The organism is Mesorhizobium sp. LNHC209A00, assembly GCF_000502915.1.
GTDB lineage: Bacteria > Pseudomonadota > Alphaproteobacteria > Rhizobiales > Rhizobiaceae > Mesorhizobium.
The window spans coordinates 32,557-55,004 of sequence record NZ_AYWT01000002.1; the positions used below are offsets into that span (position 1 = coordinate 32,557).

The window sequence follows — 22,448 nt, forward strand, 5'->3', positions numbered from 1 at the left end:
TCTTCTCCCGAAGACCGCCCTCGCATTATTTCCCCGGCACCAGCGCCAGCGCGCGGATCGGGCTGCCGGTGCCGTGCTCGATCTTGAGCGGTGCCGCGATCAGGATCGCGCCTTTCGGCGGCAGTTGGTCGAGATTGCAGAGGCTGGCGAGGCCGTAGCGGTTGGCCTTGTGCATCAGCGTGTGGGCCGGGAATGGCGGCTCCATGCCGCCGGCCTTGCCGGCATCGGTGCCGATCGTCTCCGAGCCCCAGCCCTTGATGTCCTTGCTGATCAGGAACTGGATGGCTTCCGCCGTCGGGCCGGGTGTGTGCGGACCGGTCTCGTTGGCATTGAGGAACTCGGCTTCCGAGCCGTTGCGCTTGTACCAGTCGGTGCGCATCACCACCCACTCGCCGGCATTGATCGCGCCATGCTTGGCTTCCCAAGCCTTGATGTGGTCGACGGTCAGCAGGAAATCGTGATCGGCGGCGGCCTCCTTCGAACAGTCGATGACATTGACCGGCCCGATGAAGTTCTGCGCCGGAATGGTGTCGGTGGCGCCGTCCGGATAGTCCTTGCCGCTGATCCAATGCTGCGGCGCGTCGAAATGCGTGCCGGAATGCTCGCCGAGCTTCAGCCAGTTCCACGCCCACCATGGACCGTTCTTGTCATAGCGGGAGATCGAGTGGATCTCGACCTTCGGCGTGTCGACGGCGAGTTCCGGCGGCAGCTTGATCAGCGGTGTGTCCGGCCCGAGCGGCGCCGTCAGGTCGACCACCTTGATGGCGCCGGAAAGAAGCTGGCCGGCAACTTCGCCGAGGAGTTTCTGGGTGTCCATGGTCTCTGTTCCCTCTTGTCTGACATGATCAAGGCTCGTCTCGGCCCTTAATATCCTACTAGACGAAAACATATGCATCTGCAATTATCTTTAAGCATAAAGGAAATGGGAACGGGGCGTGAGCGAGTTCGACGCCATCTTTGTCGGGGCAGGCCACAACACTCTGGCATGCGCCGCGCATCTGGCGCTCAAGGGCTGGAAAACCGGGGTTTTCGAGCGCAGCACAACAATCGGTGGTGCCGTCCAGACCCACGAATTCACGCTTCCGGGCTTCCGTCACGACTTCGGCGCGATGAATCTGAGCCTGTTCGCCGGCTCCGCCTTCCACCGGACATATGCAAATGAATTGAAAGCACAGGGGCTGGAATTCGCGCCGGTCGCCGACTGTTTCGCCAGCGCCTTTCCGGATGGACGCTGGCTCGGCATCAGCAACGATCTGGAAAAGACCGCCGGTCGCATGGCGGCCTTTTCAGCCGCCGACGCCGCGACATGGCGCAGGCTGGTTGCCGCCTTCCCGTCCGAGGCCGAGCATTTGTTCAAGCTGCTGGGCTCGCCGATGAGCGCCCGGGCGCTTGCAAGCACCGCCTGGAACCTGTGGCGCAAAAAAGGTGTTTCCGGCGCGCTCGACACCGGCCGGCTGCTGCTGTCGTCGCCGCGTGCCTGGCTGGAGGAAAATTTCGAGTCTCCGCACGTCAGGGCGACGCTCGCCACCTGGGGCATGCATCTCGACTTCGCGCCCGACATCGCCGGCGGCGCGGTGTTCCCCTACCTTGAAGCGATGGCCAACCAGAGTTTTGGCATGGTGCTGGGCAAGGGTGGCGCCGACACGATCATCCGGGCGCTGGCCGGCATGGTCACATCGGCCGGCGGCAGGATCGTCACCGGCGCCGATGTCGCCGAGATAACCGTCTCCGGCGGCAAGGCCGGCGGTGTGCGGCTTGCTTCCGGCGAGACGCATACGGCCACCAAGGCGGTGATTGCCGGCGTCGCGCCCAAGGCGCTGGCCGGCAAGCTGCTGCCGATCGGTTCGGGCGACGCCGGCTTCGACATGGCGATGCAAAAATTCCGCCATGCGCCCGGCACGATGATGATCCACCTGGCGCTGGACGACCTGCCGGACTGGCGCGCCGGGGTAGAGCTTCGGCAGTTCGCCTATGTGCATCTGGCGCCATCGCTCGACCAGATGTCGCGCACCTATCAGCAGGCGACATCAGGCATGTTGCCGGACGAACCGGTGCTGGTGGTCGGCCAGCCGACCGCGGTCGACCCTTCCCGGGCACCTGAAGGCAAACATGTTCTGTGGGTGCAGGTGCGCATGCTGCCCGCCGAAATCGCGGGCGACGCCTCGGCCAAGATCGCACCAGCCCACTGGGACCAGGTCAAGGAGGTCTACGCCGACCGTGTGCTCGACATCATCGAGACCTACGCACCAGGGCTGCGTGCGAAGATCCTCGGTCGCGCGGTGTTTTCGCCGATCGACCTGGAGCGCGAGAACCCGAACCTCGTCGGCGGCGACCAGGTCTGCGGCAGCCATCATCTGGCGCAGAACTTCTTGTTCCGTCCGGCGCGCGGCTATGCCGGCTGGAACACGCCGATCACCAATCTGCACCTCACCGGCGCCGCGACATGGCCCGGCGCCGGTACGGGTGCCGCCTCGGGCTTCATGCTCGCGCAACAGCTTGGCGGGAGGTAGCCAGACGATTTCATGAAGGCGACGAGAGGCAAGCGCTGCTGCCCACGAAGCCCGAACCAATGACCGGACGAAGCCGCGCAAAAGACAAATAAACCAACAAGGGGAACGACCATGACAATCAACAGACGCGAATTACTGGGATACAGTGCCGCGGCACTTGGCGTGGCCGCTGTCGGCCTGCCCAACATCAGCCAGGCTGCCGCCGGCGAGTTGACCATCGCCTACAATGTCAACCTGCCGTCCTGGGACCCGACCACCGGCCCGTCGGCCGTCAACCCGACTATCCAGGGCCTCTACCAGTCGGTGTTCGACCAGTTCATCCCGCAGAAGCCGGACCTGTCCTTCGCGCCTGGCCTTTTGACGGAATGGGGCTGGAACGACGATCGCACCAAAATCATGATGACGGTGCGCGAAGGCGTGAAATGGCATGACGGCTCGCCCTTCACCCCGGAAGACGTCGTCTGGTCGCTGCAGCGGGCGGGCGACGAAAAGACCGGCAACCCGATCCAGTTCGTCTGGAAGAACGTCGGCAATTTCAAGATTGACGGCAACAAAATCACCGGCGACGTCGTGCAGTTCGACCCGGTCTATTTCAAGTGGATGTCGTTCCTGACCGGCTACATCATGCCGAAAGCCTATTACGAGAAGGTCGGCGCCGAGGGTTTCGAGAAGGCGCCGATCGGCACCGGGCCCTACATGGTCGAAAAGTTCGAGCGCAACGCTTTCCTGCGGCTGAAGGCCAATCCCAACTATTGGGGCGGCAAGCCGGCCTTCGAGAATGTGACGATCAAGTTCGTCACCGACGCCGCGAGCCGGGTGGCCGAGATCGAATCCGGTTCCTCGCAGGTGACGCTCGAAATCCCCTATGAAGAGTACGACCGGCTGATCGCCAAGGACGGGCTTGCCGGGTCGATCAAGAATGTTTCCGACATCGGCATGATCTTCTTCAACGACATCGAAGCGATGCTGGACAAGAACGTGCGCCAGGCAGCCGTCATGGCCGTGGACAAGGAGCTTCTGGTCAAGCGGCTGCTGCGCGGCTATGGCCAGCCGATCGCCACACTGGAGACCCCGGAATACACGGCCTTCGATGCCTCGATCAAGGTGGAGCACAATCCGGAGAAGGCCAAGGAGTTGCTGGCTGCCTCAGGCTATTCGCCGGAAAAGCCGGTCAAGTTCACCATCCAGACGACCAAGGGCTTCAAGCCCAAGGACTATGAGATGATCCAGGCGATCGTCGGCATGTGGCGCAAGGTCGGCATCGAGGCGACGATCGAGGTCTATGAGATCGCCAAGCACTACGAGCTGCGCGCCGCCGACAAGCTCGCGCCCGCCGCCTTCTACAATTGGGGCAATGCCATTGGCGACCCGACCACGTCGACCGGCTTTGCCATGTATGGGCCGAGCCCCCATTCGGTCTGGGACAGCCAGGACCTGATCGACATGATCAACCCGCTGTGGGGAGAGAAGGACGAGGCCAAGCGCATCGCCGGGTGGAAGGCGGTCGATAAATACATCGCCGAGCAGGCCTACGTGCTGCCGCTTATGCAGTATGCGCAACCGATCGTGCATGCAAAGGGGGTCAACGTGGTGCAGCATATCTCCGGCGCGCTGCTACCGGCCCTGATGACCCCGGCCTGATATCTGCCTGGGCTTACCGCGCGCCGTCCATAGCGACGGCGCGCATTCTACAGGCATATGAGCCTGCGGGCTCCTGCAAAGATTTACATGCTCCTGCAACGATTCCTGATCCGTCTGCTGACGATGTTGATCACGCTGTTGGGCGTGGCCGTCGTCGTATTCGTGGTTATCCGCGTCGCGCCCGGCGATCCGATCGCCATGATGCTGCCGCCCGGTGCCACCAATGACGACATCGCCCGCCTGCGTGCGCTCTATGGGCTCGACAAGACGATCGTACAGCAGTTCTTCATCTGGCTGTCCGGGGTCGCCAGGGGCGATTTCGGCACCTCGATCTCGCTCCGGCAAGACGTGCTTGGCCTCGTCTTCAACCGGCTGCCGGCAACCCTGGAGCTCGCCATTGTCGCGCTCATCATGGCGGTGGCGATCGGCGGCACGACGGCGATCCTCGGTGCGCGCGAACGCGGCACGGCGGTCGAGGCCGGCATCGACATCGCCAGCGGTGCCGCACTTTCCATCCCCGATTTTCTCTGGGGCCTTGTGCTGATCCTGCTGTTCGGCGTGCTGGTGCCGATCTTCGACATTTCCGGCCGCGTGTCGCCGCAGCTCGACTTGCCCTTCATCACCCAGTTCTACTTCTTCGAGAGCCTGTTTCGGCTGCGCTTCGACCTCACCTGGGACCTCTTGAAGCACATGCTAATGCCAGCCGTGGCGCTGGCGCTGCCGCTCGCGGCCATCATCGCGCAACTGCTGAAGCAGTCGCTGAAGGAAGTGCTCGACCTCGACTATGTCGTGCTGGCGCGGGTCAAGGGGTTTTCTGAAACGCAGGTCATCTTGCGCGAGGCGCTGAAGAACGCCGCGCTGCCGACGCTGACGCTCATCGGTGTGCAATTCACCTTCCTCATCGGCGGCACCGTCATCGTCGAGCGGCTGTTCTCCTATGAAGGCCTCGGCAACATGGCGATCGACGCCGTTATCAACCGCGACCTGCCGCTGATACAGGGTATCGTGCTGGTCTTCGCGCTGCTGTTCGTGCTGATCAACCTCGCAGTCGACATGATGTATGCGCTGCTCAATCCGAGGCTGCGCCATGGATGAGGCACGCATCTCGCGACGCGGATCGAGCCCGAGGCTGTGGCTGGCGGGAGGTTGGCTGCTGCTGGCGCTGCTGGCGGCGATCTTGGCGCCGCTGGTCGCGCCGCAGGATCCGCTGGCGCAGGATTTGATGCTGGAACGTCTGCCGCCGTTCTGGCTCGACGGTGCCGAGCCGGGCTATTGGCTCGGCACCGACAGCCTCGGCCGCGACCTGCTCTCGCGCCTGATCTTCGGCGGCCGCATCGCCTTCATCGTCGCTTTCGCGGCGGCCATCGCCGCCTGCGTGGTCGGCTCCACATTAGGGCTGATCGCGGGCTATTTCGGCGGCTGGGCGGACCGCATCATCTCACGCATCGTCGACATCTGGATGGCCTTCCCGCCGGTGCTGTTCGCCATTCTGCTGGTCGCCGTGCTCGGCACCGGCTTAAGCTCCGTTATCCTCGCCATCGCCATCATCGACTGGACGCGTTTCTGCCGGGTCATCCGCGCCGAGGCGATGGGCCAGTCGCGCATGGACTATGTCGAGAACGCTCGCATCGCCGGCTATGGCCGCTTCGGCATCATGCTGCGCGAAGTTCTACCCAATGTGGTGCCGTCGATCGTGGCGCTGCTGTCGCTGGAGATGGGCATCGCCGTCATCGTCGAGGCGATCCTGTCCTTCGTCAATCTATCTATCTCGACCGACGACCCTACATGGGGCGGCATCATCGCCGAGGGCCGGCTGTCGATCCACCAGGCATGGTGGGTGCTGGTGTTTCCGCTGGTCACGCTGATCCTCACCGTGTTGTCCTTCAGCCAGTTCGGCGAGGCGCTGAAGACGCGTTTCGATCCGGTGCTGCGATGAGCGCCTGTCTCGACATAGCCGATCTGAGCGCGGTGCTGGCCAACGGCCAGCGCGTGCTGCGCTCTGTTTCGCTCTCGGTACAACCCGGTGAAGTGCGCGCGCTTGTCGGCGAAAGCGGCGCCGGCAAGACGATGATCGGCAAGGCGGTGCTGGGTGTGTTGCCATTGAGCGTGCGCATCGTCGAAGGCGATATGAGGCTCGAGGGCGAAGACCTCGGCAAACTCCCGCCAAAAGCGCGGCGCACGCTGATCGGCGCGCGCACGGCGCTGATCCCGCAGGATCCGCTGACCGCGCTCAACCCCTCGCGCCGCATCGGCTCCCAGATGACCGACCGTCTGGTGCGCATCCTCGGCTGGAGCGGAGACAAGGCCGATCGGCGTATCCGCCAGTTGTTTGATGAGGTGCAGATCCGCGACCCCGACCGGGTGCTGAAGAGCTATCCGCACGAGCTCTCCGGCGGCATGCGCCAGCGCGTGCTGATTGCCGCCGCCTTTGCCGCCGAGCCACGGCTGATTGTCGCCGACGAGCCGACCACGGCGCTCGACGTGACGGTGCAGAAGCAGATCCTGCGGCTGATCGCGGCGTTGCAGCGCGAGCACGGCACCGCGATCCTGTTCGTCACCCACGATCTCGGCGTCGTCGCCAAGATCAGCCAGAAAGTGTCGGTTCTCTATGCCGGCAAGGTGGTGGAAGAGGCCGAGACGGCGGCGCTCTTCGCCGCGCCGAAGCACCCCTATACAAGGGCATTGATGGCCGCCACGCCGCGCTATACCGATCCCTTCGCTTCGCTGAAGCCGGTGGACGATTCGGTACTGGCGGGGCTCGCCGCCGAGATCGCTGCCGCCGACCAGGCCTGGAGGCGTCCGCATGGCTGAGCCGCTGTTCTCCGTGCGCGGGCTGAAGGTCGCGCTGCCCGACATGACACGCAAGCCGCTCATCGGCCGCGCACCTTTGGCCGAGATTCTGAAAGGCCTGGATTTCGACCTGCCCACCGGCTCGGTGACGGGCATCGTCGGCGAATCCGGATCCGGGAAATCGACGCTTGGCCGTGCGCTGGTGCGGCTGCTGGAGCCGAGCGCCGGCAGCATCCGTTTCGAAGGTCGTGACATCACCCATCTGCCGGAAGCCGAACTGCGGCCACTGCGCCGCGATCTGCAGATGATCTTCCAGGATCCGATGTCGTCGCTCAATCCGCGCCGCACCATTGCCAGCATCATCGCCGCTCCGCTCAAGCAGAACGGGCTCGGCGACGATCTGAAATCCCGCGTCGCCGAGGCATTGCAACGCGTCGGCCTGCCGCAAAGCTTCGCCACCCGCTACCGCCACGAACTGTCGGGCGGGCAGCGACAGCGCGTCGGCATTGCGCGCGCGCTGGCGCTGTCGCCAAAATTCGTGCTGGCCGACGAGATCGTCTCCGGCCTCGACGTGTCTACGCAGGCCCAGATCCTCACCTTGCTCGAGAAGCTTGCAGCGGAGATGGGTCTGACGGTCGCCTTCATCAGCCACGATCTGTCGGTCATCCGGCGGCTGTGCCGGCAGGTGATCGTCATGCGCGAAGGCAGCATCGTGGAAGCGAGCGCCACGGACGCGCTGTTCGACATGCCGCGGCAGACCTACACGCGCGACCTCATCGCAGCCATTCCGCTGCCCGAAATCGATGCGAGCTGGCTGGACATTCCTTCCGCCGGCAAAGCGCCGACATGAATGCGAACGCACGCCGAAAAGCGGGCCTCGGACGTGCGACTGGAGAATGACGAAGTCCCGCCAATGGAGAGGACTGACATGAAGACCACAATCGCACTTGCAACGCTCGTTGCTGCTATCGTTGGCAGCGCCGGCATCGCCTCGGCGGATTCGATCCCCGGCATGCGCGGCCACGATCACACCGGCATCACGGTTCCCGACATGAAGCAGGCGGTCGACTTCTTCACAGAGGTCGTCGGCTGCAAGAAGGCGATGTCGTTCGGCCCGTTCGCCGACGACAAGGGCACCTTCATGCAGGACCTGCTCGGCGTCGATCCGAAGGCTGTCATCGAGCAGGTGACGATGGTGCGTTGCGGCTATGGATCGAACATCGAGCTGTTCAATACACCGCGCCCGACCAGAAGAATCTGACGCCGAAGAACAGCGACATTGGCGGCTTTCACATCGCCTTCTATGTCGACGATGTCGCCGCGGCCAAAGCCTATCTCGATGGCAAGGGCGTCAAGACCAGGATGGGGCCGCTGCCGGTCAAGGAAGGACCCGCCGCCGGCCAGACCATCCTGTATTTCCAGGCGCCGTGGGGACTGCAACTCGAGGCGATCAGCTATCCCTCGGGCATGGCCTATGAGAAGAGTGCCGAGACCGTGCTGTGGAGCCCGAAGAATCCGGAGAAATGATGTCTCGCGGCGCGCTTGCAGGATTCCCGGCAAGCGCGCCACCCCCTCGCATAATCATTTCGCACATAAAACTTTAAGCTTGAAATATCTTACCTCCGGCGCGATACTGAGGCATAGCAAGCGAAGAGGAGATCGCACGAATGAAGGTTGCGGTTCTCGGCGGCGGACCAGCCGGCCTCTACTTTGCCATTTCGATGAAACTGAGGGACGCCGCGCACGACGTGACGGTTTTCGAGCGCAACCGCGCCGACGACACGTTCGGCTGGGGCGTGGTCCTGTCGGCTGAGACGCTCGACAATCTCGCGGAGAATGATCCGGTCAGCGCCGTCTGGATCAAGAAGCATTTTGCCTATTGGGACGACATCGCCGTCATCCATGACGGCGTGCGCACGGTCTCGTCGGGCCACGGCTTCTGCGGCATCGGCCGCAAGCGGCTGCTGGTCCTCTTGCAGCGCCGCGCGCGCGAACTCGGCGTCAAGCTGATGTTCGAAACCGACATCGCCGATCCCCGCCCCTATATGGAGACGCATGACCTGGTCGTCGCCGCCGACGGACTGAACTCAAGGGCGCGCAACGCTTTCGTCGACGTGTTCAAGCCCGACATCGACACACGCAAATGCAAGTTCGTCTGGCTCGGCACCAACCAGAAATTCGACGACGCCTTCACCTTCATCTTCGAGAAGACCGAGCATGGCTGGGTATGGGCGCACGCCTACCAGTTCGACAGCGACACCGCGACCTTCATCGTCGAATGCAGCGAACAGACCTGGGCCGCCTTTGGCTTCGGCGCGATGTCGCAGCAGGAGTCCATCGCGGTCTGCGAGCGCATCTTTGCCAAGCATCTTGGCGGCCACGCGCTGATGACCAACGCCAACCATATCCGTGGCTCGGCCTGGATCAACTTCCCGCGCGTGCTGTGCGAGCGCTGGTCCTACAAGAACCTGGCGCTGATGGGCGACGCCGCGGCCTCGGCGCATTTCTCGATCGGCTCCGGCACCAAACTGGCGCTCGAAAGCGCGGTGGCGCTGGCGGAGTATGTCGAGACCGAGCCGGACCTCGAGGCCGCCTTCCGTAGATATGAGGATGCCCGCCGCACCGAGGTGCTGAAGCTGCAATCGGCGGCGCGCAATTCGCTCGAATGGTTCGAGGAAGTCGAGCGCTATCTCGGCCTTGATCCGGTGCAGTTCAACTATTCGCTGCTGACCCGTTCGCAGCGCATCAGCCACGAGAATCTGCGGCTGCGCGATGCCGAATGGCTGGGCAGCGCCGAAGAATGGTTTCAGCGCCAGGCGGGTGCCGGTGGCAACAGGCTGCGCCGGGCGCCGATGTTCGCGCCGTTCAAGCTGCGCGAGATGCGGCTGCAAAACCGCATCGTCGTCTCGCCGATGGCGCAGTACAAGGCCGTCGACGGCTGCCCGACCGACTGGCATTTCACGCATTATGCCGAGCGCGCCAAGGGCGGCGCCGGGCTCGTCTATATCGAGATGACCTGCGTCAGCCCGGAAGGGCGCATCACGCCCGGCTGCCCCGGTTTCTACGCGCCCGAGCATGAGGTGGCGTGGCGGCGGCTGGTCGACTTCGTCCATGCCGAAACCGAAGCGAAGATCTGCGCCCAGATCGGCCATTCCGGCGCCAAGGGTTCGACCCGTGTCGGTTGGGAAGGCACCGACGTGCCGCTGGCCTCCGGTAACTGGCCTGTGATGGCGGCATCGGCTGTCGCGTGGTCGCCTGAGAATCAGGTGCCGAAGGCGATGGATCGCGCCGATATGGATTTGGTGCGCGATCAATTCGTCGCCTCGGCCGAAATGGCCGATCGCTGCGGCTTCGACATGCTGGAGATCCATGCCGCGCATGGCTATCTCCTGTCGTCCTTCATCACGCCGGTCACCAACCGGCGCACGGACGCCTATGGCGGCTCACTGGAAAACCGCATGCGCTATCCCCTCGAAATCTTCCACGCTGTGCGCGCCGCCTGGCCGGCGGGAAAACCGATCTCGGTGCGCATTTCGGCCAATGACTGGGTCGGCATCGAAGGCGTCACGCCGGCAGATGCCGTCGAGATCGCTGGGATGCTGCATGAGGCCGGCGTCGACATCTGCGACGTTTCGGCCGGCCAGACGTCGGTTGCCGCCAAGCCGGTCTATGGCCGCATGTTCCAGACGCCATTCTCGGACCGCATCCGCAACGAGGTCGGCATGGCGACGATGGCGGTGGGCAACATCTACGAGCCGGACCACGTCAATTCGATCCTGATGGCCGGCCGAGCCGATCTGGTCGCGCTGGCACGGCCGCATCTCGCCGATCCCTACTGGACATTGCACGCGGCGGTGACCCTCGGCGACCGTGGCGTCAAATGGCCGGATCCCTATCTGCCCGGGCGCGACCAGATCTACCGGCTGGCCGAGCGCGATGCGGCGGCGGGGCTGAAAGTATGACGACCGCGAGCACGATTCCCGGCAAGCACGCATTGGTCACCGGCGGCGGCTCCGGCGTCGGCCGGGCTATCGCGCTCACTTTGGCTAGGGCTGGTGTCAATGTGACCATATGTGGGCGCCGCGAAGCTGAACTCGCCAAGGTTGCCGGCGAAAACGGCCGCATCCATGGCATCGTCGCCGATGTCACCGATGAGGCGGCGATGGCGGCGCTCTACGCGCAAGCGGAGGCCGCACGCGGGCCGTTCGATATCGTCGTCGCCAATGCCGGCATGGCCGGCAGCACGCCGGCGCACAAGACCACGCTTGCCGACTGGCAGCGAACGCTCGACGTCAATCTGACCGGCGCCTTCCTGACGGTGAAACCGACGCTGGCCGGCATGGCCGCGCGCAAGGCGGGTCGCATCGTGTTCATCGCCTCCACGGCAGGGCTGAAAGGCTACGCCTACGTCGCGCCCTACGTCGCGGCCAAGCATGGCGTCGTCGGCCTGATGCGGGCGCTGGCCGCCGAGACGGCGAAATCCGGTGTCACCGTCAACGCCGTGTGCCCAGGCTTCGTCGAGACCGACATGCTGGAGGAGTCCATCCAGCGCATCGTCGAAAAGACCGGCCGCTCGGCAGAACAGGCGCGGGCCAGTCTGGCCTCGACCAATCCGCAACGCCGTTTCATCCAGCCGCGGGAAATTGCCGAAGCCGTGCTTTGGCTGTGCGGCGACGCGGCGCAATCGATCACCGGACAGGCGATTTCTATCTCGGGAGGTGAAACATGGTAGCCGGCCCCCTGCCCATGCCATCGGGACCCGGCAAGGACCGGCTGCGCCTATGGATCAGGCTGCTGCGCGCCTCACGCACGATCGAGGCCGAACTGCGCGAGCGCCTGAAGAAGGAATTCGACACGACGTTGCCGCGTTTCGACGTCATGGCGGCACTTTACCGGGCGCAGGAGGGCATGCTGATGAGCGATCTGTCGCGCTTCCTGCTGGTGTCCAACGGCAATGTCACCGGTATTGTCGACCGGCTGGTTTCGGAAGGACTTGTCGCCCGCGCCCGCCGCAATGGCGACCGCCGCACCTCGATGGTTCGGCTGACCGAGGAAGGTACGAAGTCCTTTGCCACCATCGCCGCCGCGCATGAGGGCTGGATCGGCGAATTGCTAGGCAAGGTCAGCGAGGAGGATGCGCGCCGGCTGACCGGCATGCTGACCTCGTTCCGCAGCAACTGGGAGGGACGCGAATGACCGCAATGGCCGGCCTCAAGCCGAAGCATTTCCTGTGGGAGGTCGAGGGCAAGATCGCCAAGGTCCGGCTCGACCGGCCGGAGCGCAAGAACCCGCTGACCTTCGACAGCTATGCCGAGCTGCGCGACACGTTCCGCGATCTTGTCTATGCCGACGACGTCGACGCCGTGGTGTTCCTCTCCAATGGCGGCAATTTCTGCTCCGGCGGCGATGTCCACGACATTATCGGCCCACTGGTCAAGATGGACATGAAGCAGCTCTTGGCCTTCACCCGCATGACCGGCGATTTCGTCAAGGCGATGCTGAATTGCGGCAAGCCGATCATCGCCGCGGTCGACGGCGTGGCGGTCGGCGCCGGCGCGATCATCGCGATGAGTTCGGATATCCGCATCGCCACGCCGGAAGCCAAGACCGCCTTTCTGTTCACCCGCGTCGGCCTTGCCGGCTGCGATATGGGCGCCTGCGCGATCCTGCCGCGCATCATCGGCCAGGGCCGCGCCGCCGAATTGCTCTACACCGGCCGAACCATGACCGCGACGGAGGGCGAGCGCTGGGGGTTTTACAACAGGCTGGTAGCGGCAGACGTACTCGAGGCCGACGCGCTCGACATGGCGGCCCGCATCGTCTCCGGCCCGACCTTCGCCCACGGCATCACCAAGACGCAGCTCAACCAGGAATGGTCGATGGGCCTCGAACAGGCGATCGAAGCGGAAGCGCAGGCGCAGGCGATCTGCATGCAGACGCGAGATTTCGAGCGGGCATATCGGGCTTTCGTGGCCAAGGAAAAGCCGGTGTTCGAGGGGAATTGAGGATGTTTTCTTCGATCAACATGGCCACCTTGGCAGGACAGCGCCCCCCTCTGGCCTGCCGGCAATCTCCCACTCCACGGGGGAGATTGGATGCAATTTCTGCTTTCGCCAATAACGACCGTTGCAAGGAAAGCGGCGCCAGCGAAGCTGCCAATCTCCCCCCTCGTGGGGGAGATGTCCGGCGGGACAGAGAGGAGCGCAGTAGAGCACAAGCCTTGCAGAACAGCGGAGGCACAAATGCCTGACCGTTCCTTCCTCAACTGGCCCTTCTTCGAAGACCGCCATCGCGAACTCGCCGAGCACCTGGACGCCTGGTGCGCGAAAAACCTGCCGGTCGACCACCATGACGTCGACGCCGCCTGCCTCGAGTTGGTGGCGAAGCTCGGCAGGGATGGCTGGCTGAAGCCGACGGCGCTCGATACGGACAACCCGGCGCCACTCGACGTGCGCGCCCTGTGCATCACGCGCGAGACGCTGGCCCGCCACGATGGCCTTGCCGATTTCGCTTTCGCCATGCAAGGTCTCGGCACCGGCGCGCTCAGCCTGTTCGGCACGTCGGAGCAGCAGCAATGGCTTTCAAAGACGCGGGACGGCAAGGCGATCTCAGCCTTCGCCCTGTCCGAGCCGCGCTCTGGCTCTGATGTCGCCAACATGGAGATGACAGCGACCCGCGATGGCGACAGCTACGTTCTCACGGGCGAAAAAACCTGGATCTCGAATGGCGGTATCGCCGATCTCTATGTCGTCTTCGCCCGCACCGGCGAGGCGCCGGGTGCCAAGGGGCTTTCCGCTTTCCTGGTGTCGGGCAACGCCGAGGGCCTCGGTATCGCGGAACGCCTCGAAGTGATCGCGCCGCATCCACTGGCGCGTCTTTCGTTCGACCAGGTCCGCGTGCCCACCTCGGCGCTGATTGGCAGGCCGGGCGACGGTTTTCGCATCGCCATGTCGGTGCTCGACGTGTTCCGCTCGACGGTCGGCGCGGCGGCGCTCGGCTTTGCCCGCCGGGCGCTCGATGAAAGCATCAAACGCGTGGCCGAGCGCAAATTGTTCGGGGCGCCGATGGCCGAACTGCAGATGGTGCAGGGACACATCGCGGATATGGCGCTCGACGTCGATGCGGCGGCGCTTTTGGTCTATCGCGCTGCATGGACCAAGGACATGGGTGCGGCGCGGGTGACGCGCGAGGCGGCGATGGCCAAGCTGTTCGCCACCGACAAGGCGCAGGAGGTGATCGACGAAGCCGTGCAGCTGCATGGCGGCGATGGTGTCCGCAAAGGCCATATCGTCGAGAGCCTGTATCGCGAAATCCGCGCGCTGCGCATCTACGAGGGCGCATCGGACGTGCAGAAAGTGGTGATCGCGCGACAAGTGATGGGGGCGGCCTGAACAGGTCGTGACCACGGACTGAAATGTTTCGAGACGGATATTGCGGACCCGATATTGGATAGGCGGAGAGACGAAATGCACGAGATCCTGCAGCCGGAAGGCTGGGCAAAACCGGTCGGTTACGCCAACGGCGTGGCGGCGCGCGGCAGGCTCGTCTTCGTCGGCGGACAGGTCGGCTGGAACGGGCAATGCCAGTTCGAGACCGACGATTTCGCCGGCCAGGTGCGGCAGACGCTCCACAACATCGTCGCGGTGCTGGCCGAGGCCGGCGCGGAGCCACGACATATCACCTCGATGACTTGGTATTTTACCGACAAGGCAGAATATCTCGGCAACCTCAAGGGGATCGGTGAAGCCTATCGCGAGGTGATCGGCCGACATTTTCCAGCGATGGCCGCCATGCAGGTGGTGGCGCTGGTCGAGGACCGCGCCAAGGTGGAGATCCAGGCGACCGCCGTTATTCCGGAATAAGTAATTCGTTTTCGCGGAATATATTATTCGCGGAGCCCCGCCTGCCTCAGCAGAGGCAGTACATGGTCGCAGAAATAGGGCAATTCCCTGGTGTAGTTGACGAAGGACAGGGCGATGCCTTGATAGCCGTGCGCGGCAATGGCGGCCATTTCGGCGGCGATCGTCCGCGGCGTTCCAACCAGCGGGTAGGTGCCGGCACCGCCGGCGAAACGCTGGCGGTAGCGGTCATAGGCGTGCGGGTCGTGCGACTGCGAGAATTCCTTCTTGCCGGCCATATGCGCATCGACCGCCTCGTGATCGGCCAAATCGACGGCATATCGGTTGTAATAGGCCTGCGCCTCTTCCATGGTCGGGCGGCAGACGACATGGGCCACGGTGTAGACGCCGACCTTGCGGCCAACCTTGTCGGCTCGCTCGCTGATGTCGGCGACATGCTTGCCCGCATCGGCCATCTCGGAAAAGGTCGTGAACAGATAATCGCATCTGGCGGCGGCGAAATCGCGGCCCGGGCCGCCGAAAGCGGCGTTCATGGTCACTGGGCGCGGAACCTGCAGGCTGGCCGGCCTGCTGACCGCATCCTTGAGGTGATAATAGGTGCCTTCGTAGTCAAGCGGCTCCGCCGATGCATAGAGCTTCTCGAGGATCTCGATCCATTCGGCCGCCTGGTCGTAGCCCTTCTCGACCAGCGGCGTTCCGAACATGCCGAATTCCTTCGGGTTCCAGCCGCAGACGACGTTCAAGCCGGCGCGGCCTTGGCTGATGTGGTCGACCGTCGCCAGCGCCTTGGCGGCATAGAGCGGATGCACCAGCGGCACGTGCACGGTCATGAACAGGCCGATCCGGTCGGTGGTCATGCTGAGTGCCGCCGCCCAGGTGAAGGTCTCGAAGGATCGCTCGCGCACCTTGTTGCGGCCGCCAAAGCCACGCCAGCGCGCGATCGGCAGCATGAACTCCAGCCCGGCGCGGTCGGCGATCCGGGCGGCCGCCAGATTGTCCTGCCAGCTCGCCGTCCAGCGTTCCGGCACGTCCGATATGGCAAGACCACCATCGGCGTTGGTCGAGAAGACGCCAAGCTTCAGTTTGTTGGAGCCGTGCAGCGGATGTGCTTTGTTCATGTCGCGACCTCCCGGCGAAGATCGCACGCTACGGCTCCGCGCAAATATTTCAAGCATGAAATAGCTTCGCCCTGCGCCGGTGTGCCGATATGAATTTGGCGGGATGAGAAAAGGGATACGGATGAGCGAGATCCGCCAGAATTGCATCGGCAAGGCCAACCTCGTCGGCTCCTTCGCTGCCATTCCTCACCCCGTCGCGGTCGAAGTGATGGCGATGTCCGGCCTCGACTTTCTCTGCATCGACTGGGAGCATGCCCAGATATCGCGCGACATTATCGAGACCATGGTGCGCGCCGCCGACGTCCACCGCGTGCCGGCGATGGTGCGCGTTCCCGGCCTGTCGCCCGAAGCAATCCAGGCGGCGCTGGACAGCGGCGCGCAAGGTGTGCTGGTGCCACGCGTCTCGACACCGGCACAGGCGGCAATGGCGGTGAAAGCATCCCGCTATCCGCCACGGGGCGAGCGCGGCGTCGGACCCGGCCGTGCGGCCGGTTATGGCTATCGCATTCCCGAATATCTAGCCGGCGCCAATGACAGGATCGTCGTGGCGGTCCAGGTCGAGACCGCCGAGGGATTGGCCAACATCGAGGCGATCGCTGATGTCGACGGCGTCGACGTGATCTTCGTCGGCCCCGGCGATCTCTCCGTGTCGATCGATGCGATCGGACCGAAGGGCGCCGACAAGCTCGCCGACGCGATCCGCAGGATCATCGGCGTGACGATCGCGCACAACAAAATCTCCGGCATATTCTGCGCCAACCCGCAGGCCATCGGCCAATGGGCGGCAATCGGCGCCAGCTTCTTCGTCCTGGCCAGCGACACGATTTTCCTGGGTGCGGGCGCCGCGGCCAATTATGCCGGCGCCCGGGCCGAACTGGCGCGGGAGGAACCGCGCTAGCGCCCGGTTGCGCAAGCGATCAAGCCAGGAAACTTTTTAAGCTTAAAACTTTTGCCTTGAAAAGCGCCGCGCTTTGGATAAGCATTCAGGATGGATGGCGGCTGTCGGCCTGGAGGGCTTTACGGGCAGTCATCATGGTGCTCCGGGTGGGAGGGGTTTCAGTCCTTGTCGTTTGTGCAGCCCCAATCATCGTCCAGCGCGCGCTACGCTTTCCATGATGCGCGCGCTCAGATCCACGACCTTCATATCGAGATCATCGCAAACCCTTCGCGCGTGAATGCGTATACGACCGCGACAAAATCGCGGCCGCGCTCGAGCCGCATGGCCGCCACCATGAATTGACGCCCCGCTGGGAGGCGGGACGGCAAGAAACCGTGCGGGCCAGCCCGCCCGATCAACAACCAGAGGGAACACCCCAGAGGGACCACCAATGAAGCTCAACCGTCGCAATCTCATCCTCGTCGCCGCGGCAATCGGCATCGCGGCCGGACCGGCAACCGCCTATGCCGCCGATGTGCTGAATGTCGGCGCCTACCCGACCAATCCGCCCTTCGAATACAAGAACGAGAGCGGCACCTTCGAGGGTTTCGAAGTCGACATCGTCAACGAGGCGGCCAAGCGCGCCGGCATGACCACCGACATCGCCGATCTCGGCTTTCAGGCATTGTTCGCCGCGACCACCTCCAAGCGCATCGACGTCGCCATCTCTTCGATCACCATCACGCCGGAGCGGCTGAAGTCGCAGTCGTTCACCCAGCCCTATTATGATTCCGACATGGGCATCGCGACCAAGACCGACAGCGCGGTCAACGCCGAGGCGGACCTCAAGGGCAAGATCGTCGGCGTGCTCTCGGGCTCGACCGGCGAGACCTGGGTCAAGGCGCATCAGGAAGCCGACGGCTTCAGCGACGTGAAGGGCTATGACACGCAGCAGAACCTTTTGCTCGACCTTAGCGCCGGCCGTATCGATGCCGCCGTCAGCGACATTCCCGGCATGGAATATTCCTTCACCAAGATGAAGGACCTGAAGGTCAAGCAGCGCATCAAGACCGGCGAGCAGTACGGCCTGATGATGACCAAGGATCATCCGCTGCTCGGCAAACTCAACGACGCGCTGACGGCGATGAAGAAGGACGGCACGTTGGCCGCGATCCACAAAAAGTGGTTCGGCAGCGACGCCCCGGCCGATTCCTCGACCGTCAAGGAAATGCCGCTGCCCAAGGCCTGAGCGGCGGCCAACGGACGGAAGGCGTGCCGGCCCCAAGGGGTCGGCACGTCCCGTTTTTCACGCATAACCTTCCCGGGACCGGCATCCGTTCGGCAAAGCCGATCTTGATGTTCCGGGTCGGGCTCTGGCGTCAGATGACGCAACACCGTTCGGGAATGCCCTGATGTCGCTGATCGACACTTTCTTCAACGCCGACGTCATCGCGTCGAGCCTGCCGGCGTTGCTGCGCGGCTTCCTGAACACGCTTCTGCTCGGCCTGCTCAGCATCGGCATCGGCATTCCCATCGGCCTAGTGATCAGCCTGTTGCGGCTCTATGCGCCGAAGCCGCTGCGCTGGCTGGCGGTCGGTTATACCGATATCTTCCGCGCCCTGCCGGTGCTGGTTGTGCTGATCCTGATCTATTATGCCTTGCCCTTCCTCGGCATTCGCCTGTCGTCCTGGGCGTCGGCGGTGACCGCCTTCGCCATCATCATGTCGGCCTATTCGGCGGAGGTGTTCCGCTCCGGCATAGAGAGCATTCCGCGCGGCCAGTTCGAGGCGGCGCAGGCGCTTGGCCTGCCGTTCCTTTTGACCTTGCGCAAGGTGGTGCTGCCGCAGGCGGTGCGCGTCGTCATCCCGCCGATGACCAGCAACTGCGTCTCGATGTTCAAGGACACGTCGCTGGCCTCTACCGTGGCGCTGCCGGAGCTGCTCAAGGAAGCGACCAACGCGCAGTCGCTCTATGCCAACCCCTCGCCGCTGATCGGCGCGGCACTGGTCTATCTCATCTTCCTTTGGCCGATGGTTCGTCTCGTCAGCCTGCTTGAAGCCCGTTTCAAAACCGAGAAGACGCGCTGACCGCGCCGCGCCTACAATTTCCCATCTACAGAGAACTTCGCAGGAGACGACCATGAACAAACATCAAGCCGCCAGTGCGACCGGCACGTCCGGCGCGTTCCCTGTTGAAAGAATCCGCGCCATGTTCCCTGCCCTGCAGCGGGCCGGTGATTTCATCTTCATGGACAACGCCGCCGGTGCGCAGATTCCGCAGAGCGTGCTCGACGCGGTGACCAACCATCTGATCTCGCACAATGTGCAGCGCGGCGGCCGTTACGGCCGCAGCGTCACCGTCGACGAGTCGGTCGCCGATGCGCGGACAAGCGTTGCGCTGCTGATCAACGCCTTCAGCCCGGCGGAAATCTGCTTCGGCATGAACGCCACCTCCTTCATCCGCCTCGTCAGCCTCGGCATCGGCCAGATGCTTTCTGAACGCGACGAGATCGTCATCACCGACATGGACCACGACGCCAACATCGCGACTTGGCTGGCGCTGGAATCGGCCGGCGCCAAATTCAAGTGGTGGCGCATGCGTGAAGATGGCAATCTGCATGTCGACGATCTCAAGCCGCTGGTTTCGGACCGCACTCGGCTGGTCGCCTGCACGGTGACGGCGCACTCGATCGGTTCGATCGTCGACGTCGCGTCGGTCGCGCAAATCGCCCATGCCGCCGGCGCCGAAGTGTTCCTCGATTGCGTGCATTACGGGCCGCATGGGCTGATCGACGTACAAGCCTGGGGTTGCGATTATCTCGTCTGCTCCGGCTACAAGAATTTCTCGCCGCACATGGGCTTCCTGTGGGGCCGCTTCGAGACGCTGAAGCGGCTGCCGACCTTCCGCGAGGATTTCATTCCGGACGAACCGCCCTACAAGGTCGAGGCGGGCACCTTCATCTACGAGAACGTGTCGGGCATGGACGCCGCCGTGCAATATCTGGAACTGATCGGCCGCAATCTGGCGCCCTCCAACAATCGCTCACGGCGCGAAAACATCGTCGCCGGCATGGGCGCCATCCGCGACTACGAGCTGGTGCTGGCGCGCGAGATGCTTGGCGTGCTCAGGGATTGCGGAGCGACGATCTATGGCGTTGCCGACGAAGCCCGCATCAACGAGCGCGTGCCGACCTTCTGCTTCAACATCGGCAAGCTGTCGCCGCAGCGGATCGTCGAGGACATGGCCGAGATGCAGATCGGCATCCGCGACGGCCACATGTACGCGCCGCGGCTGATGAAGCGCCTCAACCTCAGCATGGACAGCGGCGCCATCCGCGCCTCGCTGGTGCACTACAACACGGTCGAGGAGATCCACAAGTTCGGCGAGGCTTTGCGGCAAATCATAGCCAGGCTTTCGTGATCGACGTCCAGTCCAGGAAGGGGCTGGGAGCGGCCATTCGGATTTGCGTTTCGGAACGGCGGGAACGGCCGACAAGCGACAGTCCGCCTTTGGGTTAACGGCTGGAGAAAGCTGCCGTTCGACTGGCCGGAATCCAACGGCCGCTGACGACCCACAAGCGGCCCTTCCGCGGCAGATCAGTCGATGCCTCAAACTGTCATTCGCAGCGTGAAAGCGGAGTCGAGCATGGTCAGAAAGGCGCGCACGGCAGGGTTAGCGCGTCGGCTTGCCGGCCAGAGCACGGTCACGTTATTTCGCTCGACCGCGAACGTGGACAGCACGGGGACCAGTTCGCCGCGCTTCACATAGGGAGCCGCCATAAAGGAAGCGCCTATGCCTATCCCACCGCCGGCTGCCAGCATGATGAGCACGGCATCGCTGGCATCAGCGACCACACCGGAATTGGGCACAATCTCGATTTCACGGTCGCCAATCCGGAAGGGCCAGCGAAAGGTCTGGCCTGTGCTCTGATAGCGAAGATTGACGGTGTCATGCCCTCCCAAGTGATCAGGATGGGTCGGGGTGCCGCGTTCCTCGAGATAGACTGGCGATGCGAAGCAGCAAAGCCGATGTGGTGCGAGCTTGCGTGATAGTAGCCGGGTGTCAGCCAGATCACCGATGCGTACGGCGACATCGATGCCTTCCTCAATCATGTCCACCATCTGGTCACCCAGCCTGAGGTCGACGACCAGGTTCGGATGGAGCCGGCGGAAAGCCGGTAAAGCGGGAGCGATCACGTGGAGTCCGATCGGCAGCGACGCGGCCACGCGCAACGTGCCCGATGGTTCGGAGCGCGCGGTCATTGCCGTCTGCTCGATTTCCTCCGCCTCGCGTAGCAGACGCAGCGCGCGCTCATGCAGGTCGCGCCCCTCTGGCGTGAAGGTGAGCGAGCGCGTCGTACGGGTAAACAGCGACACGCCCAAATGCCGCTCGAGCCGCTGCACGCTCTTGCTGACCGCGGACGGGGAAATCGACAGCGCGCGCGCCGCTGCCGTGTAGCTGCCCAGCGATCCGGCACGCGCGAAGGCGATGATGCCAGTGAGCCGATCCAACGTAATATGTTCCGCCATGGCATTACTTAAGTGCCATCGGCACCGATTATCAACCGGAAGTGCCGCCACTAGATTCGTTCCAATGACAGGTGAGCGGAGATTTGATCAATGAGCGATAAGATGAAGGCAGTCCGTCTGCACGCATTCGGTGGTCCCGAGGTGCTGGTGTACGAAGACGCGCTGAGGCCGGATGTGAAGCCCGGCGAGGTGCTTGTTCGCGTCCAGGCGGCGGGGCTTAATCCGCCCGACTGGTATCTGCGGGACGGCTATCGCGCGCTGCCGCCACAATGGCGGCCCAACCCGTCCTTCCCACTGATTCTCGGCACGGACGTTTCGGGCGTCATTGAAGCGGTTGGCGCCGAGGTCGCTGAGTTCAGCATCGGCGACGAGGTCCATGCAATGGTTCGCTTCCCCGATGACCTGATGACGGGTAGCAATGCCTACGCGCATTATGTCAGTGTGCCGGCATCGCATGTTGCGTTGAAACCAGCCGGCATCGACCATATTCATGCGGCCGGCGCGCCGATGTCGCTTCTGACAGCATGGCAGCTCTTGATCGAACTTGGCCACGATGAGCCAAATCCGTTCCAGCCCTCCCGGCACGAGCCGGTGCCCCTCGACGGCAAGACGGTGCTCATCAACGGTGCCGGAGGCGGCGTCGGGCATCTGGCCGTCCAGTTGGCGAAATGGCGGGGCGCTCGCGTCATCGCGGTGGCATCAGCCAAGAACGAGGCGCTGATGCGCGATCTCGGCGTGGATCAGTTCATCGACTACAAGACAACCGCGGCGGACGATGTCGTCCGAGACGTCGACCTCGTCCTCGACGCGGTGGGCGGCGCGGACATGGAGCGCTTCTTCCATGTTCTGAAGCCGGGCGGCACGCTGTTCCTGGTCAACCCGCTGGGCTTCGCTGGTCACGAGGAGGCAGAGAAGCTGAGCATCACGGTCTCGTCCACACAGGTTCGATCCAATGGCGCGCAGTTGGCAAAAGCCGCCCGCCTGCTCGACGACGGCATTGTGCGAGTCGTCATCGACAGCACATTCCCGCTGGCCGAGGCATCGCGCGCGCATGAGCGGGCCGGCGACGGCAGTATTCAAGGCAAGATCGTGCTGGCCGTTTGATTTGTTGCTTTCAGCCGCCC

Annotated in this window: 20 protein-coding genes and 1 pseudogene; 18 read left to right on the plus strand and 3 right to left on the minus strand. The window is 63.8% G+C overall.

Annotated elements, in window-relative coordinates; all coding sequences use genetic code 11:
• Positions 1-25: 25 nt before the first annotated feature.
• Positions 26-817: a cyclase family protein gene (locus tag X739_RS162295; protein WP_023772618.1), complete on the minus strand. Its 792-nt coding sequence runs from the start codon at positions 815-817 to the stop codon at positions 26-28.
• A 118-nt stretch (positions 818-935) separates the two neighbouring features.
• On the opposite strand from X739_RS162295, the gene X739_RS162290 reads away from it, so the two are divergent.
• From X739_RS162290 to X739_RS162235, 13 genes and pseudogenes are all read left to right on the plus strand, one after another.
• Entirely contained in the window at positions 936-2,510 is a 1,575-nt protein-coding gene (locus X739_RS162290) for an NAD(P)/FAD-dependent oxidoreductase (RefSeq protein WP_023792567.1), read from the plus strand.
• Between the two features lie 111 nt (positions 2,511-2,621).
• A complete protein-coding gene (locus X739_RS162285) occupies positions 2,622-4,151 on the plus strand; it encodes an ABC transporter substrate-binding protein (RefSeq protein WP_023792571.1) in 1,530 nt (509 codons plus the stop codon).
• An 87-nt stretch (positions 4,152-4,238) separates the two neighbouring features.
• Complete coding sequence (locus X739_RS162280) at positions 4,239-5,246, plus strand: ABC transporter permease (protein WP_023772615.1); 1,008 nt, start codon at positions 4,239-4,241, stop codon at positions 5,244-5,246.
• Positions 5,239-6,087: an ABC transporter permease gene (locus X739_RS162275; RefSeq protein WP_023772614.1), complete on the plus strand. Its 849-nt coding sequence runs from the start codon at positions 5,239-5,241 to the stop codon at positions 6,085-6,087. The genes X739_RS162280 and X739_RS162275 overlap by 8 nt, the downstream gene beginning before the upstream one ends.
• On the plus strand, positions 6,084-6,962 hold the full coding sequence (locus X739_RS162270) for an ABC transporter ATP-binding protein (RefSeq protein ID WP_023792575.1): 879 nt from the start codon (positions 6,084-6,086) through the stop codon (positions 6,960-6,962). The genes X739_RS162275 and X739_RS162270 overlap by 4 nt, the downstream gene beginning before the upstream one ends.
• Positions 6,955-7,791 (plus strand): ATP-binding cassette domain-containing protein, encoded by an 837-nt coding sequence (locus tag X739_RS162265; RefSeq protein ID WP_023772612.1) that lies wholly within the window; start codon positions 6,955-6,957, stop codon positions 7,789-7,791. The genes X739_RS162270 and X739_RS162265 overlap by 8 nt, the downstream gene beginning before the upstream one ends.
• A gap of 78 nt (positions 7,792-7,869) precedes the next feature.
• Positions 7,870-8,468 (plus strand): annotated as a pseudogene (locus tag X739_RS01000000165780) (VOC family protein).
• A gap of 140 nt (positions 8,469-8,608) precedes the next feature.
• On the plus strand, positions 8,609-10,903 hold the full coding sequence (locus X739_RS162260; protein ID WP_023792578.1) for a bifunctional salicylyl-CoA 5-hydroxylase/oxidoreductase: 2,295 nt from the start codon (positions 8,609-8,611) through the stop codon (positions 10,901-10,903).
• Entirely contained in the window at positions 10,900-11,673 is a 774-nt protein-coding gene (locus X739_RS162255; RefSeq protein WP_023772609.1) for an SDR family NAD(P)-dependent oxidoreductase, read from the plus strand. Before X739_RS162260 ends, X739_RS162255 begins: the two co-directional genes overlap by 4 nt.
• Positions 11,667-12,137 (plus strand): MarR family transcriptional regulator, encoded by a 471-nt coding sequence (locus X739_RS162250; RefSeq protein WP_023772608.1) that lies wholly within the window; start codon positions 11,667-11,669, stop codon positions 12,135-12,137. Before X739_RS162255 ends, X739_RS162250 begins: the two co-directional genes overlap by 7 nt.
• Positions 12,134-12,946: an enoyl-CoA hydratase family protein gene (locus X739_RS162245; RefSeq protein ID WP_023783378.1), complete on the plus strand. Its 813-nt coding sequence runs from the start codon at positions 12,134-12,136 to the stop codon at positions 12,944-12,946. Before X739_RS162250 ends, X739_RS162245 begins: the two co-directional genes overlap by 4 nt.
• A gap of 237 nt (positions 12,947-13,183) precedes the next feature.
• Positions 13,184-14,332, plus strand: a complete 1,149-nt coding sequence (locus tag X739_RS162240; RefSeq protein WP_023792583.1) for an acyl-CoA dehydrogenase family protein — start codon at positions 13,184-13,186, stop codon at positions 14,330-14,332.
• A gap of 75 nt (positions 14,333-14,407) precedes the next feature.
• Complete coding sequence (locus X739_RS162235) at positions 14,408-14,803, plus strand: RidA family protein (protein WP_023772605.1); 396 nt, start codon at positions 14,408-14,410, stop codon at positions 14,801-14,803.
• Between the two features lie 23 nt (positions 14,804-14,826).
• On the opposite strand, the gene X739_RS162230 is transcribed toward X739_RS162235, so the two are convergent.
• On the minus strand, positions 14,827-15,918 hold the full coding sequence (locus X739_RS162230; RefSeq protein WP_023772604.1) for an LLM class flavin-dependent oxidoreductase: 1,092 nt from the start codon (positions 15,916-15,918) through the stop codon (positions 14,827-14,829).
• Between the two features lie 121 nt (positions 15,919-16,039).
• Between X739_RS162230 and X739_RS162225 the strand changes: the two genes are divergently transcribed.
• The 4 genes from X739_RS162225 to X739_RS162210 all read left to right on the plus strand — a co-directional run bounded on the left by X739_RS162225 (position 16,040) and on the right by X739_RS162210 (position 20,215).
• Complete coding sequence (locus X739_RS162225; RefSeq protein WP_023772603.1) at positions 16,040-16,816, plus strand: HpcH/HpaI aldolase/citrate lyase family protein; 777 nt, start codon at positions 16,040-16,042, stop codon at positions 16,814-16,816.
• A gap of 430 nt (positions 16,817-17,246) precedes the next feature.
• Positions 17,247-18,044, plus strand: a complete 798-nt coding sequence (locus X739_RS162220) for an ABC transporter substrate-binding protein (RefSeq protein WP_023772601.1) — start codon at positions 17,247-17,249, stop codon at positions 18,042-18,044.
• Positions 18,045-18,207: 163 nt separating this feature from the next.
• Complete coding sequence (locus X739_RS162215; RefSeq protein WP_015314096.1) at positions 18,208-18,882, plus strand: amino acid ABC transporter permease; 675 nt, start codon at positions 18,208-18,210, stop codon at positions 18,880-18,882.
• Positions 18,883-18,934: 52 nt separating this feature from the next.
• The gene (locus X739_RS162210; RefSeq protein WP_023772600.1) at positions 18,935-20,215 is read left to right on the plus strand and encodes a cysteine desulfurase-like protein; all 1,281 of its coding nucleotides are present in this window, start codon (positions 18,935-18,937) and stop codon (positions 20,213-20,215) included.
• 188 nt (positions 20,216-20,403) lie between these two features.
• Here the strand turns inward: X739_RS162210 and X739_RS162205 are convergent, their stop codons facing one another.
• Positions 20,404-21,324 (minus strand): LysR family transcriptional regulator, encoded by a 921-nt coding sequence (locus tag X739_RS162205; RefSeq protein WP_023772599.1) that lies wholly within the window; start codon positions 21,322-21,324, stop codon positions 20,404-20,406.
• 90 nt (positions 21,325-21,414) lie between these two features.
• On the opposite strand from X739_RS162205, the gene X739_RS162200 reads away from it, so the two are divergent.
• A complete protein-coding gene (locus X739_RS162200; RefSeq protein WP_023772598.1) occupies positions 21,415-22,428 on the plus strand; it encodes an NADP-dependent oxidoreductase in 1,014 nt (337 codons plus the stop codon).
• Positions 22,429-22,448: the final 20 nt, after the last annotated feature.

Coding starts and splice junctions, on each gene's coding strand:
- X739_RS162295 (WP_023772618.1), bottom strand. CDS start 817: ATGGACACCCAGAAACTCCTCGGCGAAGTTGCCGGCCAGCTTCTTTCC.
- X739_RS162285 (WP_023792571.1), top strand. CDS start 2,622: ATGACAATCAACAGACGCGAATTACTGGGATACAGTGCCGCGGCACTT.
- X739_RS162280 (WP_023772615.1), top strand. CDS start 4,239: ATGCTCCTGCAACGATTCCTGATCCGTCTGCTGACGATGTTGATCACG.
- X739_RS162275 (WP_023772614.1), top strand. CDS start 5,239: ATGGATGAGGCACGCATCTCGCGACGCGGATCGAGCCCGAGGCTGTGG.
- X739_RS162270 (WP_023792575.1), top strand. CDS start 6,084: ATGAGCGCCTGTCTCGACATAGCCGATCTGAGCGCGGTGCTGGCCAAC.
- X739_RS162265 (WP_023772612.1), top strand. CDS start 6,955: ATGGCTGAGCCGCTGTTCTCCGTGCGCGGGCTGAAGGTCGCGCTGCCC.
- X739_RS162260 (WP_023792578.1), top strand. CDS start 8,609: ATGAAGGTTGCGGTTCTCGGCGGCGGACCAGCCGGCCTCTACTTTGCC.
- X739_RS162255 (WP_023772609.1), top strand. CDS start 10,900: ATGACGACCGCGAGCACGATTCCCGGCAAGCACGCATTGGTCACCGGC.
- X739_RS162250 (WP_023772608.1), top strand. CDS start 11,667: ATGGTAGCCGGCCCCCTGCCCATGCCATCGGGACCCGGCAAGGACCGG.
- X739_RS162245 (WP_023783378.1), top strand. CDS start 12,134: ATGACCGCAATGGCCGGCCTCAAGCCGAAGCATTTCCTGTGGGAGGTC.
- X739_RS162240 (WP_023792583.1), top strand. CDS start 13,184: ATGCCTGACCGTTCCTTCCTCAACTGGCCCTTCTTCGAAGACCGCCAT.
- X739_RS162235 (WP_023772605.1), top strand. CDS start 14,408: ATGCACGAGATCCTGCAGCCGGAAGGCTGGGCAAAACCGGTCGGTTAC.
- X739_RS162230 (WP_023772604.1), bottom strand. CDS start 15,918: ATGAACAAAGCACATCCGCTGCACGGCTCCAACAAACTGAAGCTTGGC.
- X739_RS162225 (WP_023772603.1), top strand. CDS start 16,040: ATGAGCGAGATCCGCCAGAATTGCATCGGCAAGGCCAACCTCGTCGGC.
- X739_RS162220 (WP_023772601.1), top strand. CDS start 17,247: ATGAAGCTCAACCGTCGCAATCTCATCCTCGTCGCCGCGGCAATCGGC.
- X739_RS162215 (WP_015314096.1), top strand. CDS start 18,208: ATGTCGCTGATCGACACTTTCTTCAACGCCGACGTCATCGCGTCGAGC.
- X739_RS162210 (WP_023772600.1), top strand. CDS start 18,935: ATGAACAAACATCAAGCCGCCAGTGCGACCGGCACGTCCGGCGCGTTC.
- X739_RS162205 (WP_023772599.1), bottom strand. CDS start 21,324: ATGGCGGAACATATTACGTTGGATCGGCTCACTGGCATCATCGCCTTC.
- X739_RS162200 (WP_023772598.1), top strand. CDS start 21,415: ATGAGCGATAAGATGAAGGCAGTCCGTCTGCACGCATTCGGTGGTCCC.